This window comes from Coprococcus sp. OM04-5BH (assembly GCF_003482105.1).
Classification (GTDB): Bacteria; Bacillota; Clostridia; order Lachnospirales; family Lachnospiraceae; genus Coprococcus.
Genome location: NZ_QULM01000001.1, coordinates 1,119,108 through 1,136,043 on the forward strand (window position 1 = coordinate 1,119,108; position 16,936 = coordinate 1,136,043).

The following is a 16,936-nucleotide window of genomic DNA, read 5'->3' on the forward strand; positions in this document are numbered from 1 at the left end:
AAAGGGGTGATATGATGGCTGAAGAGAAGAAAGATATATCTATACTTAAACTTGGAAATGAATTTATGATGAGGAGATACCTTTTTAACAAGGCTGGAATGAATAAGGGGTTAAGCATTACGGACTATATTGCACTTCACATAATCGACAATACAGAGAGTGAAGAAGACATATATCAGGGAAAGTCATACCTTAAGGATATCGCAGAAAAGATGAGACTTACCATAAGACAGACCTCAAGAATGGTGGGGGTGCTTAAGGAGCGTGGCCTTGTTAAGTGGATGCACGATGGTGACGGAAGCGAAGGCACATATGTTACCATGACGGACGATGGACACAAGCTTCTTGAGGATAACAAGGAGATCATAAAGGAATATTATGGAAAAGTAATAAACAGGTTCGGCAAGGAAAATCTTATTGAACTTTTAAATCTCATGAAGCAGCTTGAGACGGTTATGGACAGCGAGCTTGAGGAGATGGGAATAGATAGTAAGGAGGCAGCAGGCGACGATGATGGAGAGGCTTAATAAATTCACAGAGTGGGCACAGGATAAGTGCCTTGGCAATGACAGTGTTTCACCTTGTCTTTATGATGAATACGGAGTAAACCTCGGACTTCGTGATGAGAATGGAAATGGCGTCCTTACGGGACTTACAAATATTTCAAAGATTACTTCCACAGCTATAAAGAACGGACAGAAGGTTCCTGCTGACGGTAGACTGTGGTACAGAGGCTATAAGGTTGAGAATCTTATCTCTTCTCTGGGAGAGGATAAGCTGGGATTTGAAAGGATAGCTTATCTTCTTCTCATGGGAGATCTTCCGGATGAAAAGACAGAGAAGGAATTTGCCGAGCTTATAGGTGCCTGCAGGACTCTGCCTACTAACTTCACCAGAGACGTAATAATGAAGGCACCATCAGAGGATATAATGAATTCCATGACCAGAAGTATACTTACTCTTGCATCCTATGACGATAAGGCCAAGGACACCAGCATTGCAAATGTCTTAAGGCAGAGCATACAGCTTATAAGTGAGTTCCCGCTTCTGGCAGTCTACGGCTACAATGCCTACAATCATTATGAGAAGCAGCAGAGTATGTTCATCCATCATCCGGATCCGACACTCTCCACTGCGGAGAATCTTCTTATGCTCTTAAGACCTGACAAGAAGTATTCACCTGTAGAGGCAAAGGTTCTGGATACAGCCCTTATCCTTCATATGGAGCATGGCGGTGGTAACAATTCAACATTTACCACAAGAGTTGTAACCTCATCAGGTTCAGACACATATTCTACTATAGCGGCGGCTATGTCATCCCTTAAGGGACCTAAGCACGGCGGTGCGAATATCAAGGTTATGGAGATGATGGATGACATCAGAGACCATGTCCATGACTATGCAGACAAGGACGCCATAGAGGCGTATCTTGACAAATTACTGGAGAAGCAGGCATTTGACCACAAGGGACTTATATATGGTATGGGTCATGCGGTGTACTCACTTTCAGATCCGAGAGAGAGGGTATTCAAGCAGTATGTGGAGAAGCTGGTGGTTGAGAAGAACAGACAGGAGGATATGCTCCTTTACCAGAACATCGAAGAGATCGCACCTAAGCTTATTGCCAGGAAGAGACGTATATACAAGGGCGTAAGTCCTAATATCGACTTCTACAGCGGGTTCGTTTATGAAATGCTTGGAATACCTCAGGAGCTCTACACGGCGATATTTGCCATTGCAAGAATTGTTGGCTGGAGTGCCCACAGAATAGAGGAGCTTATATGTGCCAGCAAGATCATAAGACCGGCGTATATGAGTGTGATGGAAGAGAAGGAATAAAAGACAAGGAATAGAAGACAAAGAAGGGCAACAAATAGGATAAAGAAAATAAATTAAGAAATATAAGTTAAGGAATACAAACAAAGAATTAGATAAGGAATAGAAGACAAGAAATGGGAGATAAGGTGCGGAAGTAGATATTTGATAAAATATCTAAAAAATTTCAATAATTTTATTGAAAATACTCTATTGCATTTCTTTGTTATTTGCGTTATAAATTCATGAGGTTGTAAAGAAAAGATAAATCCGGATAAATTTTGGATAAAATTCCAATGGGCAGCAAACGGAAATTCATATGCTATTGCAGTCAGGAATATAAATTTAAAGCTCCGGATCTGAAGATTGTGTCAAGTTTTATGTGAAAACTTGACATGTAGCGTCAGCCCTTTGCCGAAGGCAAATTTTAAATGGGCTGATGTTCAATGATAGACAATATATGAAAGGACGCAATTATGACAAAAGATTTGACAAATGGAAAACCAATGAAACTGATACTTAATTTTGCCGTTCCGCTTCTGTTCGGACTGTTGTTCCAGCAGTTGTATAATCTGGTGGATACCATGATAGTGGGACTTTATCTTGGTGTAGATGATCTTGCCGCGGTGGGTTCCACCGGCTGTATAAATTTCATGGTCATAGGCTTCTGCATGGGCGTATGTAATGGATTCGCAATTCCTGTATCCCATAAATTCGGTGCAAAGGATTACCAGGGCATGCGTAAATACGTGGCAAACTGTGTGTGGCTTGGTATCGTTTTCTCCATTATACTTACTGTAGTGACAGCCCTGTTGTGCAGAGACATACTTACACTGATGAAGACACCGGACAATATAATCGACGGTGCCTATAATTATATATTTGTCATCTTCCTTGGAATACCAACTGTATTCCTGTATAACATAGTGGCAGGCGTAATAAGGGCAACCGGTGACAGCAAGACTCCCGTCATTTTTCTGGTTCTTTCCTCGGTTATAAATATCGCCCTTGACCTTGTGTTCCTTATCTGCCTTAAGATGGGGGTTGCAGGTGCAGCCTGGGCTACAGTTATATCCCAGGGAGTATCAGGTGTTACCTGTCTGGTTTATATGGTGAAGAGATTCGAGATACTTCGTATCCGTAAGGGTGAGTGGAAGTTTGAGGGCCATATGGCACTGGAGCTCTGCAACATGGGCGTACCTATGGGATTACAGTATTCCATAACAGCCATCGGAAGTGTTGTTCTTCAGACAGCTGCGAATACTCTTGGATCAAATGCAGTTGCAGCCATGACTGCAGCCAGCAAGCTTGGTAACTTCTTCGCCTGTCCTCTTGATGCCCTTGGTTCAACAATGGCAACCTATGGAGGTCAGAATGTGGGAGCCGGCAAGCTTGAACGTATAGGAAAGGGACTTAAGTCCTGCCTTATACTTGGTATAGGATATTCTGTTATAGCATTTGCTATTGCGGCATTGTTCGGCGGCAAGCTGTCCATGCTCTTTGTAAGCGGCAGCGAAACAGAGATCATAAGAAATTCACATATGTATCTTATTATAAATACAGGCTTTTACTTCCTGCTGGCACTGGTGAATATAGTCAGGTTCCTTATCCAGGGAATGGGATTTTCAGGTGTGGCTATATTTGCAGGGGTATTCGAGATGGTGGCAAGATCCATCGCAGGCTTCGGACTGGTGCCAATTATTGGCTTCGTAGGCGTAAGCCTCGGAAGTCCTATTGCATGGCTTATGGCTGATATGTTCCTGATACCCACCTACTTCTACGCCTGCAGAAAGCTCAGACGCCAGATGGGTTACCCGGTAAAGGGAAAGGTAAGCAAGGCTGGGGCGTAGACTAATGATGTAAGATATTAATATGAAATTTTGCTATAAAATTTTGATATAATGTGCGGATATAAGACCTTGCTATGAAATCTTGATATAAGGTCTTGATATAAAGAATTGATGTATGGGCTTGATATAAGACCTTGACATAGTAGGCGAGGTTTTGTATATATTGATTATAGAGACGAATTGATCAGATTGGTTGAAATAAGGGGTTATGAATGTATACAATATTTGATTATGTTGAGTATTATAGACATCTTGATACAGCAGATGCTCCATGGAATGTCATGGATTGTCTGCTGTGTTCAGTTTTAGCGTATGTTCCTGCAGCATCATTTGAAGATGAAAAGGACATAGACGAGTTTATATCATACTCTGAAGCCTATTCGGAGAATATGGAGAATGGGCTGGTTACACAGGTGTATGAGCTGCTAACGCTTATTAAAGGTTCAATAAGATATGGAAATATGCGTGTGAGCAACTTTATAAATCTCAGGAGTGACAAGACCCAGTTCGGGGCAGTGACCTTCAGAGTGGGAAAGAATGTGACAGTCAGCTACAAGGGAACAGACTATGCCCTGATAGGCTGGATAGAGAACATGCGAGGAGCATATCAGTATCCCACAGCAACCCACAGTCTGGCAATTTCATACCTGGATAATGTCAGCCTTTACTCGGATGATGTGCTCTATGTGTGCGGACATTCAAAGGGTGGCAACCTTGCCATGGCGGCATGTATGGAGGCAGCGGGTGAGAAGCTTGCTGTTATGGATGATAGTCTGGAAAGTCCAGGGAAAATGACGAGAAACGATAGTGTGAAGGCTTCCGGAGCAGAGACGAAGGACGGTAGCGTGAAGGTTTCCGGAACGGTGACAGGAGCTGCTGATTGCCTGTTTGACAGGATTAAGAAGATATATAATTTTGATGGGCCGGGATTTAGAAAAGATGAGTATGATCAGGTGAAATTTGCCTTGATGGCAGAGAAGCTCACCACTATAGTTCCGACGGACTCGGTTGTGGGAGTCCTGATGAACAACAACACAGATTATGTGGTTGTGAAGAGCAATTCCATTGCTCTCGGAGAGCATAATCCTACAACATGGGAGGTCTTCGGACAGTGTTTCGTGGAGGGTAGATTATCCAATATCAGCAGACGTCTTCACACTAACACCACCAAGGGTGTAGAGAACATCAGCTATGACACTATGAAGCTTGCTTTTGAAACCATATTTGAAAATCTCAATCATGAGTATGCCGCAGACTTCAAATTGTCATTTGGCCAGATCGTAACATTCTACCGCAGCATGAAGAACATAGATCCGGAGATCAAGCGGGGCATGGATCAGATAATTGAGGCAGTTCTGAGTCTTGAATTTATGAAGTGATATGAGGTGACGTGACCTAAAAATTGGAAATGGCAATACAGGTCATGGAAAATTGGAGGCAAAATTGACCTAAAAATTGAAGATGGTAATACAGGTCACGGAAAATTGGAGGCAAAATTGACTCGAAAATCGGAAATTGCAATATAGGTCACGGAAAATTGGAGGCAAAAGTGACCTAAAAATTGAAAATTGCAATACAGGTCACGGAAAATTGGAGGCAAAAGTGACCTAAAAATTGGAAATGGCAATGCAGGTCATGGAAAATTGGAGGCAAAAGTGACCTGAAAATTGGAAATGGTAATACAGGTCACGGAAAATTGGAGGCAAAAGTGACTCGAAAATCGGAAATGGCAATATAGGTCATGGAAAATTGGAGGCAAAAGTGACCTGAAAATTGGAAATGGTAATACAGGTCACGGAAAATTGGAGGCAAAAGTGACTCGAAAATCGGAAATGGCAATATAGGTCATGGAAAATTGGAGGCAAAAGTGACCTGAAAATTGAAGATGATAATACAGGTCATGGAAAATTGCAGTCAAAAGTGACCTGGAAATTGGAAATGGTAATACAGGTCACGGAAAATTGGAGGCAAAAGTGACTCGAAAATCGGAAATGGCAATATAGGTCACGGAAAATTGGAGGCAAAAGTGACCTAAAAATCGGAAATGGCAATACAGGTCACGAAAAACGGCAGAAAAAAATGACCTAAAATAAAAAACATTAAAACAGGTCAAGAAAATATCCCCAAAAGCATGACTTAAATATGGAAGATAGGAAAACAGGTCAAATATCATGAAACGCACCGGCACCTCATGATGATTTCAATACTGAAAAAATCTAGCAATAAAACAAAATAAAAAAATACTTACATTTTCATGAAAAGTATGATATAGTTGTGACTTCGGTGAATAAAAATATTAATTGGAAACGTACAACCCTTCTTGGATGATAACGAACAACACGAGAAAATGTCAGATGAAGCACGAAAAAATAGAGTACATAGTCGTGCCAATAATAAGAACGTGCTAAATGACACATTAAAAAGAAAACACACGGATCGTGTCAATCATCAAAAGGAGGGTATTTTTATGCCAAAAAACAAATTTCAAGACGCCATATTCACAATCATCATGGCTACAGTTATGGTCTATGGAATGATAGTCTACAATGTAGCATTGAACACAGGAGGGGTGACAGGAAAGACATTTCTTATGGCACTTCATGAAATGCCGATAATGGTACCGGTAGCATTCGTGTTGGAGTTCTTCGTGGTGGGCAAGTTAGCCAGGATGTTAGCTTTCAAGGTTATGCGGCCGGATGACCGCCCACAGTTCATAACATATGCGATCTCCATATGTATATGCTGTATCATGTGTCCGATCATGAGTCTCATTGCAACTATCTTATTCAAAGAAAACAGATCCTTCGGAACATTTATCCAGACATGGGGTATGAACTTCCCTATGGCATTGTTGTATCAGATGTTCTATTGCGGACCGTTTGTACGACTTATTTTCAGAAGCATATTCAGGGAAAAGAAATAATAGCATTTTAATATAGAAAATCATCATGGGCACTTGCAGATAATGTGAGTGTCTTTTTGATTGCGTTTTAGTCAACTATACTTTAGTAAATTATAATTGACTAAATTTTAAGCGGGCGTTAATATACAGATGGCTTAACGAGAGCGTAAAAATGTTTGATTTGATTTACCAGAAAGGCACACCATGATAAAGGCAATAGACAACAGACGAAGTATAAGAAAATACACCTCGGAGGAAATACCTCAGGAGATCATAGAGGAAATGATATATGCGGCGACCCTGGCACCATCAGCCAAGAACAGGCAGCCCTGGAAGTTCATAGTTTTTAAGGGGGCAGCCAAGGATGAGTTGGTTCAGGTTATGCGTCAGGGTATTGAAAATGAGAAGGAGACTCATGCCCTTATGCCTGAGTGGGCATTTGCCATACCGGACGCAGAGAATACCGTGAGAGTTATGGATGAGGCACCGTGTCTTATAGTGGTACTTAATACAAACGGAAAGACGCCATTTGCAGCCATAGATAATGAGAAGAGGATAGTTGAGATATGCGACTCCCTGTCCATAGGGGCAGCCATTGAGAATATGATACTTGCTGCAACAGAGCATGATCTGGGAACTCTGTGGATCGCAAATACCTGTTTCGCCTATAACGACATCGTGGAATACCTGAACACAGAGGACCAGTTGATAGGCATTGTAGCTGTGGGACATTCGGCGGAAGCTCCGGCCAAGAGACCAAGAAAGAGAATGACACGGATAGTTGAATATCGTGAATAATAAGAAGAGAACCTGTCTTGTAGAACCTACGAGACAGGTTTTTTGTTAAGACAACGGGGAAAATGTAATATATATAATTAACGGCGGGTGAATTTGATCTTTCAGAATGCTTCGAGAGTGTCAAATAAGTCACAAAAATGAAGTTAAGTAAACGAGTCACAAAAATGAAGTTGACTAAAAAGAACTTAAACGAGCTTTAGAAAAGGTAGGCATTTAAGGCTATGGCAGACTTATCTTTTTATTTGCAAAATCTCTGTAAATAAAGTATTTTTATAGAAAGGTGATGGCATTTAATACTATCGGAATATGATAGGGGGATTATATGTCTCAATACAGATTGTTGATGCTTGTGGCATTGACAGATATAAGTGTTACCATGTTACCAATAATGATATTTAAGGATCACATAAATAAAAAAAATAAGAAAGAGGAGAAGCATGAAAATAAAATACGATAAGGCAACTGCACAGACAGCAAAATGTTGTGCAATTATATTTTCTGCGCTTTTACTTATAGGTTTGGTTATCATGGCAGTTTATTCGGGAGCACTTATTTGTGTTCCTTGTTGGGGAGTATATTTGTTCGCAAGGCTGTATTTTGTCCGACTAAGAGCATATGGTTATGAAATTCCGGAGCATAAAAAGAAGTATGGAGATAAACTGAGTGAGCTTGTAAGGATACAGGACGCAGAAACATCACTTTTTGCAAAACATAGTAAAATAGGAGCATGTATATATATTGCTATTTTTTGTGTGTTCATGGTGATTGATACGGTATATCTGTTTAAATGGAATTTTATGAAGGAAACCTGTTATTTTTGGTATGTTATATGCGTTGTTTTAAATTTACTCTGGATCGTTCTTGCCGGGATTATGAGAAAACAAGAAAATAAAGATAAATATCGCGATGACGTGGAGCCTGATGATGGAAGAAAAGAGCGTTGGAATCTTGAAAATATAATTATATTTGCAATTTGTTTTATGGCAGTATGTGCAATTGCCATTAATCTTGCAGTATCTACAACAAAATATGTCTTTGAAGCTCAGATTGACGGAGATATGCTGCAGGCAGACTCGATCCGAAGAGACGTACTTTCGGTTATGAAGGAATATGAAAGAGACGGAAAACAAGCATCCTCGGCAAGTTATCGGGCAATCTGTAATGGGGTGGTGCTTACTGAATGGAAAACCCCGGAAGATGAATTACAGTGTTCCTTGGCAGAAAAGCTGCAGATAGCAGACTTCGGTGAACTTGCGAATGATTTTAAGATGGCAGATGGACAAGCACGGATTTATGTGCAGTACCGGGATGGAAATGCTATTGTGGAATTGCTAAATCCAATCGGGGAAGTTGAAAAAAATAGCAGGGTTTATAGAAGGATATATGTAGAATCGGATTATTACTCCCACGGTAGATGATGAAATGCCACAGCTTCTGACATGTAAACAGATAAAACTTGCAAAACAAGCTTTATCACTGTCGGGCCTTGGCATATCAAGATTAAATTTTTTTAATATTTTTTAAAAATAATTGGTAACGATACCAAAAACCTGTTGACAACCCATGAAAATTGAATATAATGAAACTATATTAGAAATGAAACAGCAGAGGAGATATTTAATTGGCAACGATTTCAGATGTAGCGAAGCTATCCGGTATTTCTGTATCAACAGTGTCAAGGGTCATCAATGACAATCCTCATGTTTCCCCGGAGAAGCGTCAGAAGGTTCTGGAGGCTATGGAGCAGCTTGGATATGCACCAATGCAGGCAGCCAGACAGATGAGAGGCTCTGGTTCGCAGAATATAGCAGTTGTGATACCTAATATCACCAATACCTTTTTTGCATACCTGGTGAATGCTATAGAAAGAACCTGCAGGGAACATGATTACAAGACATTGATCATCCAGACCTACGGAGAGAAGAAGCTGGAGGAAGAAGCTTTAAACCTGTTAAAACTTCATCATGTAGATGGCGTTATATTATGTGCACTGGAGAATGATCCGGCATTTATACAGTCATATGCAAGATATGGAAGTCTGGTCATATGCAATGAGTATAACAGTGACGAGAGTATTTCAACCATCCAGTGCAGACAGTACGAAGGCTTTTACGAAGCTACAGAGTATCTTATAAATAAAGGATACGAAAGAATCGGCTACTGTGCAGGCACAAGGACTGTAGTGATACAGCCTGTAGGTGTCAATATCAATACTGATCGTTACATGGGTTATGCGGAAGCATTAAGTGCCCACAATATGGTTGCAAACCCAGCATTTGTATATACAGGGATAAAAACCTTCGAGGATGGACAGAAGTTCATTGAGGAATATGCAGATCTGGATGTTCGGCCGGACGCAGTCATAGCGGGCAGTGATCAGGTGGCGGCAGGAATGGTATTTGAAGCAAGAAAGAGAGGAATAAGAATTCCTGAGGATCTTGCCATTATGGGAGTGGATGACCAGCCTATTGCGACTCAGATAGAGATTCCGCTTACAACCATAAGACAGCCTGTAGAGGAAGAAGGAAGGCTTGCTGCTGTTGAATTATTAAGACAACTTGGTGGAGACAAGAAGAAATCAGTTAGAAAAAAACTGAAGCTTGAACTGGCTATCAGACAAACTGCATAGCCAGTAAAAAAATCACAATTATGGTAACGATACCAAAACATGGCAAATGCTCCTGGGGAGGTCAAAGCCCATGCCGATTATGTGACCACTTCAAATGATGATGATGGTGTTGCCAGGGTTCTTGAAAGGTTTTTGATTGAAACAATAAGAAGAAAAACTATAGAAACAAAGTGACTATGGTGTTAAACTATGGATAGTAACAAAGCTTAACCAATGACTATCCCATTGATGGTTGGAGGCGTGAATCTAACAGGAGGTAATTATAATGAATGATACATTAAAGGTACTTGAAACAAGAAGAAGCTGCAGAAGCTTCAAGCCTGATATGGTAAAGGAAGAAGATATCCAGGCGGTAATAAAAGCCGGAACCTATGCGGCAACAGGCAGGGGACTCCAGAGCCCTATAATAATTGCAGTGACAAATAAGGAAAAGAGAGACGAGATATCAAGGGCAAACAGAAGCATAAACCCTGCATGGGCAGAGGACTTCGATCCATTCTACGGAGCACCTGTTATCCTTATTGTCCTGGCAGACAGAAATGTGCCTACCTATCTGTATGACGGTTCACTTGTTCTTGGAAATATGATGAATGCAGCAGAGAGTCTTGGACTTGGAAGTATCTGGATCCATCGTGCAAAGGAAGAGTTCGACTCAGACTTTGGCAAGCAGATCCTTAAGGAGCTTGGAATTGAGGGAGACTATGAAGGTATAGGTCACTGTGCATTAGGTTATGCAGCAGAGCCCGCTAAAGCCCCAGCCCCAAGAAAGGAAAATTACGTTTACTATATAAAATAAGTACTATTTATATACTTTGAATTAAGCTTGGTTCGTGAGATTTGATGGTTATATTGTGTCTATTAAAAATGATACAAAATAATGATACGATAAAATTTTCACTACTGTAAGGGATGAGCAGGTAGCTCCTGATGTTATTTTTAACCATATGACACCGGGAGACAGCCTGCTCAATTTTTATAGGGAAGTTTTTATTTTAAAAGTGAGTTTTTGTGAAAAATCAAATTAATTTATTTTAATACGGTGCCATCAGCAAGAGTGATAGTATATCCGTTGAAGTTGATGGTTCCGTTATTTGTAAGGCTTGTTATAGTGCAGTCACCGGTAAGTGTCCAGGTGCTGCCTTCTTCTATAGTTACTACAGCGTTGTCAGAAACTGCTTCACCTCCTTCTTCGTTTTCATCAATGTTAATAGCTCCTGTAAATGTACTGTTTCTGCTAAGGGTCATGTTAAGAGTTGAGATACTGTCCACTCTGATATCTCCCTCTAATGTCTGATCATCTGCGGTAAATGTAACCTGTGCACCATTTGCACCGGCAGTGCCCCAGCCATGGGTAGCTGAATTGCCGGTAATGTTCATAAGGTAGGCGTCGCTGTCCTTGTTTACAATATCAACACCTGATAATGAAAGTGTGCAGTCAGTGTTTGTGATGTAGAACATGTCGCCGTTATTTGAAGTGAGGTTTCCGCCTGTCATGGAGAAGCTGCTTGTTCCTACATCTGCGTCACCTGACATGGACTGGTAGATCATTACATTATGAACATTTTCATCTGAGCTGGTGCCCTTGGTATCACTCATGTTGCCGGATACCGTGCAGTCCTCAAGGTCTATGGAGTTCTGTCCTTCAATTACCAGTGCCTCTGAGTTGTTGGCTGTAAGGGTGGCATTCTTTACTGTGATTGCTGCTGTGGAATATACGGCAGGCGAGTTGTAGCCGTTTGAAGTATATGAACCGCCATCCACATTTACAGTTCCACCACCTCTGTCAGATCGTATTGCTGCTGAAGAGTTGCCGAATGTATATACTGTAAGATTGCTTGCGTTGGTTGTGCCACCGCCTGTAGTCTGGATACCGCCTGAGTTGTCAGCGGTTGTGGTTATGGTTGAGTCAGATATGTTGACTGTAGTGCCGCTTCCGTAGCTGAATACACCGTTGCCGTTCTGGGCAGATGAGGTTACAGTTGCATTTTTGATGGTGACCGTTGCACCGTTTGTTGCAAGGAGGGCAGCGTTCACACCATAGAAGTCGCCATTTTCGGTGCTTGAGGTAGCACCGGCACTTTTGTCAACGGTTATACCGTCCAGGGGGACAGTGGCGTTGTCTATCCGGAGAGCATTTTCATCAACCTCACCAAGAGCAAGTGTTACGGTTCCGTTGGAAATAGATGAAACCTTTCCTGTAACCTTGGTCTGTGAAGCCTCGATTGAATTTGTAGTATCAGTTGTTGCTGATGTGGTTGTAGTAGCTTCTGTGCCGCAGCCCGTAAGGGATATCGCCATCGCTGTTCCGGCTACACATGCCAATAAAAATTTCTTTTTCATGATCATTCACTCCTTCTATTTGTAATTATTTTTTGGTGTTGCTTTATCTTTTATGCTGTCATTCTAACCATGGAAGATTGAAGTTTAATTGAAAATGTTAAATTTTCATAATTTTTGCCGGACTTTAATAGTTACTATCTTGACGTAGTGACTTTTGTGAGATAAAGTACTTAATGAAATGGTTAGTAATAACTAACTTAATAGCGCCAAATGGGTTATGGTTTAGCAATGACTAACTTAATAGTGCCAAATGAGTTATGAAAAATGAAGCCAGACAGATAGTGTCAAATGACATCTGGAATAGGAAAGCAGGCCAAACCATGCCAATACATGCAGGGGGATTAGAAATGACAGCTGTGAAAGTATGTATGCTTATAGCTATGATCGGACATCTGCTGTGTCAGAGGTGTGACTGGTTCTTGGCATATACAAAGGATAAGCACAGGATCAATCTTAAATACTTAAATGATAATGAAAATCTTTCAAAGGAATTTGAAGGAGCTACTACAGGATATTCTATGATATCGATAATGCTCGGAGTGGTTGCTATTGCCTTGATGGCAGTGGGGTATTATGGCTTGAGCAACTGGATGAGACAGTATTCGGTTATCAGTGCAAATATAATGCTGATATCAGGAGCCGCATTTATAATATTTATCACTGCCCATCATGTGTTCTGCGGAATAATCGAGTGGTTCTATATCAAACTCGGAAGAACCGACGCTGCTCACGAGGCAATAGTTGAGTTCTTCAAGAAAACAATCTCAACAATGTATGTTGGTTATGTGGCATTGCTTGTGTTCATGGTTACATTGTTTATTACGGTAGTTACAGGAGGCACATCCCTTCCTGCATGGGCATGTATTTTTAATACGTTGCCATTGTTCATCATCCTTATCCCATTTAAGCTTGTGGGCACAGGAAATATAGCAGGCACAATAACATTCCTGGGACTTCTGATATTCATATAAGCATTTGTGTGGTGTTTGATCATGTAATTATTTATTATAGTCTTCAATTACGGGAGCACTACATAGCAGTGAATATGTGTGTGTTTATATAGTGAGAATTATGCGATCACAAAATTGTAAATGATTAAAAATTGGTTTAAATATGTTAGCCCTCCCCCTTTTGTTGGTGAGTACGATCAGTGCTCCCGATGAAGGGGGATTTTTTATGCTCCAAAGTAAAAATTAAAGTAGATCAAAAAAGAAAACAAAAAAGAAAACAAAAAAGAAAGCAAAAAAGGAAAGCAGGGATATCGCCATTGCAAGGCTTGAGTAAATCCATATAATTCATATAAACAAGAAATAGGTTTGGTGGTTAGCATATGATCATTATGTGTATAATATAAGCAGAAATAAAATCAGAGAAAATGACTTTGAAGCAGGAAATTGAAAATAAAGTCACGGAAAATAGGCATAGAAAGTGACCTGAAAACAGGAAATCAAAAATAAGGTCAAGAAAAGTCAAAGAAAAAAGTGACTTAAAAATGCAAATCTTGAAAACGGGTCATAAAAACATGCAAAAAATAGTGACCTGAAAACAGGAAATCAAAAATAAAGTCAAGAAAAGTCAAAGAAAAAAGTGACTTAAAAATGTAAATCATGAAAACAGGTCATAAAAACATGCAAAAAATAGTGACTTGAAAACAGGAAATCAAAAATAAGGTCAAGAAAAGTCAAAGAAAAAAGTGACTTAAAAATGTAAATCATGAAAACAGGTCATAAAAACATGCAAAAAATAGTGACTTGAAAACAGGAAATCAAAAATAAGGTCAAGAAAAGTCAAAGAAAAAAGTGACTTAAAAATGCAAATCTTGAAAACAGGTCATAAAAACATGCAAAAAATAGTGACTTGAAAACAGGAAATCAAAAATAAGGTCAAGAAAAGTCAAAGAAAAAAGTGACTTAAAAATGCAAATCTTGAAAACAGGTCATAAAAACATGCAAAAAATAGTGACCTGAAAACAGGAAATCAAAAATAAAGTCACTGAAAATAGGCATAGAAAGTGACCTAAAATTGACAAACTAGAAAATAAGTCATGGAACCAGCCGCGGAGATGGCGTGCATAGATTTGAAGTGCTCAGATTTGCAGTGCATAGTAAGGCCCCCTTCACAATGTCCGCCCTTTTTCCTTCACAGCATCCATCTTTTTTCTAGTGACTTTACCACCAAGTCATGTTACAATCAAAAATAGCATTCTCTACGCCAAGGGCAAATATCACCGGAGAATGATAGATATATGGAGAGGATTATGAGTACACATAAAAATAATAGAAGCACATTCTCAGGTAAGCTGGGATATGTCCTGTCAGCAGCAGGAGCATCGGTAGGTCTGGGAAATATCTGGAGATTTCCATATCTGGCAGCCAAGTACGGCGGAGGAATATTCCTGTTTGTATATATTCTGCTGGCAGTGACATTTGGATATACAATGATAGTTGCAGAGTCTGCACTTGGACGAATGACCAGAAAAAGTCCGGTGGGGGCATTTCAGTCATTTGGCAACAAAAAATGGATGAAATTCGGCGGCTGGATAAATGCCATAATACCAATCCTGATAGTGCCTTATTACTCAGTGATCGGTGGTTGGGTTATCAAATATTTGATAGAATATATAAAGGGAAACGGAACAGCATTGGCAGAGGAAGGATATTTCTCAGGTTTCATATCAAATGGCGTATCTACAGAGACCTGCTTTATAATATTCTGCCTGTTCACCCTGGCAATCATATATGCAGGAGTTCAGAATGGAATAGAAAGAGTGTCAAAGATCATGATGCCGGTGCTTGTAGTGCTGTCTGTCATAGTGGCAGTATATTCAGTTACGAGACCCGGAGCCATGGAGGGCGTCAAGTATTTCCTTGTGCCAAATGTTAAAAATTTCTCGTGGATGACGGTTGTGGCAGCCATGGGGCAGATGTTCTACTCACTGTCCATTGCCATGGGTATCCTTATTACCTTCGGTTCATATATGAAGAAGGACACCGCTATTGAAGACTCCACAAGAAATGTTGAGATATTCGATACTGCCATAGCAATGATGGCGGGACTTATGATAATCCCGGCAGTATTTGCATTTTCAGGGGGCAATCCCGATACACTTAAGGCAGGTCCGTCACTTATGTTCATTACCATTCCTAAGGTATTTGCAAATATGGGATTTGGTACAGCCATAGGAATACTTTTCTTTGTGCTGGTTTTATTCGCAGCGGTAACAAGCGCGATAGCACTGACAGAAAGTGCAGTTTCAACCTTCGAGGATGAGCTTGGATGGGGCAGGAAGAAATCCACAGTCATCACAGGTATCATAATGCTGGTGCTTGGAAGTCTGTCATCCCTTGGATATGGACCACTGGCATTTGTGAAGATCATAGGTATGCAGTTCCTTGATTTCTTTGACTTCATGACCAACTCAGTAATGATGCCTATTGCAGCTCTTATGACCAGCCTGCTTGTATCAAAGGTTGTAGGTATTGACCGCATAGAAGAAGAGATCAGACATGGGGAGAGCAAGTTCCGCAGAAAGAAGGTATTTGTGGTTATGATCAGGTACCTGTGCCCTGTGTTCGTATTGATAATATTAATTAGCTCCGTAGCAAATGCATTTGGATGGATCTCCATGTAAATGTCCGGAGAAAACTTGGCACGCCGCCGAGTGTAAAAGAGTTGGCACTACATTACGAGGTGGCGATACCGAACAGGCAAATTTTAAGAGGCTGATGTTCAAAGGGGAGAGATACAGCATGAAAAATCTTGAGACAAATGACTGGCTCATGTTAAACAGCATAATTTACAAGATATACACTGTTGAGGACGTGGATGATATGAGGAAGCAACTTCTGGAACAGCTTAAAATGCTTCTGGATTTCGACAGTGCGGACTTTTATATGGCGGCAGCAGGTGGAGACAATCACCTGACCAGACCAGTGTATTTTAATTGCGAGGATGATCACTCTGACATATATGACGAGCTTGATTACAGTAGAGGCATACTATACAGTGGCAAGACCCTGGTATACCGGGAGACAGATATAATCTCTGATGACGCAAGGGTGGAGACCGAGTATTATAAGAAGGTATACAAGCCAAATAACTGGCATTATTCTCTTCAGATGGTACTTGCCATGAAGAAAAAATTCGTAGGAGTTGTGACCTTCTACAGAACCATAGGAAAAGAAAATTTCGAGTATGAGGATATTTTTATGCTGGATCAGCTTAAGGAGCATTTGTCATACAGGCTTTATAAGGAGCTTGAGAAGACTGACAATGCAGGAGACAAGATGACCATAGCAGAAGTGGTGGAGAAATATGATCTGACCAGACGAGAGCACACCATATTAAGGCTTCTTCTTGGTGGAAAGACCAACGCCGATATCTGCGACGAGCTTACCATAACAGATAACACTTTGAAGAAGCATATACTCAATATCTATAGAAAGCTTGGTATAAATAACAGGGTTCAGATGTTCAAACTTATTAAAGAAAAAGAGTAGCAAATGCGGACAAATTCAAGTACATATGCAAATTGCAAGGATGAGCCATGTCGGATCATTATTGATAAAGATACTTAAAAAGTAGTATAAAAATGGTAAAAAA

14 protein-coding genes are annotated in these 16,936 nt (G+C 40.4%); 13 read left to right on the forward strand and 1 reads right to left on the reverse strand.

Going from position 1 to position 16,936, the window contains the following annotated elements:
• Nucleotides 1-11: 11 nt before the first annotated feature.
• From DXB54_RS04980 to DXB54_RS05025, 10 genes are all read left to right on the forward strand, one after another.
• Nucleotides 12-527, forward strand: coding sequence for a MarR family winged helix-turn-helix transcriptional regulator (locus DXB54_RS04980; protein ID WP_243104740.1), 516 nt, complete (start codon nt 12-14; stop codon nt 525-527).
• A complete protein-coding gene (locus DXB54_RS04985) occupies nt 514-1,839 on the forward strand; it encodes a citrate/2-methylcitrate synthase (RefSeq protein WP_442872132.1) in 1,326 nt (441 codons plus the stop codon). Before DXB54_RS04980 ends, DXB54_RS04985 begins: the two co-directional genes overlap by 14 nt.
• Before the next feature lie 452 nt (nt 1,840-2,291).
• Nucleotides 2,292-3,665: an MATE family efflux transporter gene (locus DXB54_RS04990; protein ID WP_118694405.1), complete on the forward strand. Its 1,374-nt coding sequence runs from the start codon at nt 2,292-2,294 to the stop codon at nt 3,663-3,665.
• A 212-nt stretch (nt 3,666-3,877) separates the two neighbouring features.
• Nucleotides 3,878-5,044, forward strand: a complete 1,167-nt coding sequence (locus tag DXB54_RS04995; RefSeq protein WP_118694406.1) for an Mbeg1-like protein — start codon at nt 3,878-3,880, stop codon at nt 5,042-5,044.
• Between the two features lie 1,088 nt (nt 5,045-6,132).
• Complete coding sequence (locus tag DXB54_RS05000) at nt 6,133-6,588, forward strand: hypothetical protein (RefSeq protein ID WP_021937744.1); 456 nt, start codon at nt 6,133-6,135, stop codon at nt 6,586-6,588.
• A 183-nt stretch (nt 6,589-6,771) separates the two neighbouring features.
• On the forward strand, nt 6,772-7,365 hold the full coding sequence (locus DXB54_RS05005) for a nitroreductase family protein (protein WP_118694407.1): 594 nt from the start codon (nt 6,772-6,774) through the stop codon (nt 7,363-7,365).
• A 437-nt stretch (nt 7,366-7,802) separates the two neighbouring features.
• Entirely contained in the window at nt 7,803-8,783 is a 981-nt protein-coding gene (locus DXB54_RS05010; protein WP_118694408.1) for a hypothetical protein, read from the forward strand.
• 203 nt (nt 8,784-8,986) lie between these two features.
• Entirely contained in the window at nt 8,987-9,994 is a 1,008-nt protein-coding gene (locus tag DXB54_RS05015) for a LacI family DNA-binding transcriptional regulator (protein WP_118694409.1), read from the forward strand.
• Between the two features lie 39 nt (nt 9,995-10,033).
• Complete coding sequence (locus DXB54_RS05020) at nt 10,034-10,168, forward strand: HAD family hydrolase (RefSeq protein WP_118694410.1); 135 nt, start codon at nt 10,034-10,036, stop codon at nt 10,166-10,168.
• Nucleotides 10,169-10,259: 91 nt separating this feature from the next.
• Nucleotides 10,260-10,790, forward strand: a complete 531-nt coding sequence (locus DXB54_RS05025; RefSeq protein ID WP_021937748.1) for a nitroreductase — start codon at nt 10,260-10,262, stop codon at nt 10,788-10,790.
• Between the two features lie 230 nt (nt 10,791-11,020).
• Here DXB54_RS05025 and DXB54_RS05030 read toward each other — a convergent pair whose 3' ends face one another.
• Nucleotides 11,021-12,334 carry a hypothetical protein gene (locus tag DXB54_RS05030; protein ID WP_118694411.1) on the reverse strand — a complete coding sequence of 438 codons (1,314 nt, stop codon included), beginning with the start codon at nt 12,332-12,334 and terminating at the stop codon, nt 11,021-11,023.
• A 347-nt stretch (nt 12,335-12,681) separates the two neighbouring features.
• On the opposite strand from DXB54_RS05030, the gene DXB54_RS05035 reads away from it, so the two are divergent.
• The 3 genes from DXB54_RS05035 to DXB54_RS05045 all read left to right on the forward strand — a co-directional run bounded on the left by DXB54_RS05035 (nt 12,682) and on the right by DXB54_RS05045 (nt 16,833).
• Nucleotides 12,682-13,305, forward strand: a complete 624-nt coding sequence (locus tag DXB54_RS05035; RefSeq protein ID WP_118694412.1) for a DUF6796 family protein — start codon at nt 12,682-12,684, stop codon at nt 13,303-13,305.
• Between the two features lie 1,286 nt (nt 13,306-14,591).
• Nucleotides 14,592-15,965, forward strand: coding sequence for a sodium-dependent transporter (locus DXB54_RS05040; RefSeq protein ID WP_118694510.1), 1,374 nt, complete (start codon nt 14,592-14,594; stop codon nt 15,963-15,965).
• Nucleotides 15,966-16,083: 118 nt separating this feature from the next.
• Complete coding sequence (locus tag DXB54_RS05045; protein WP_118694413.1) at nt 16,084-16,833, forward strand: helix-turn-helix domain-containing protein; 750 nt, start codon at nt 16,084-16,086, stop codon at nt 16,831-16,833.
• The last annotated feature ends 103 nt before the right edge of the window (nt 16,834-16,936 follow it).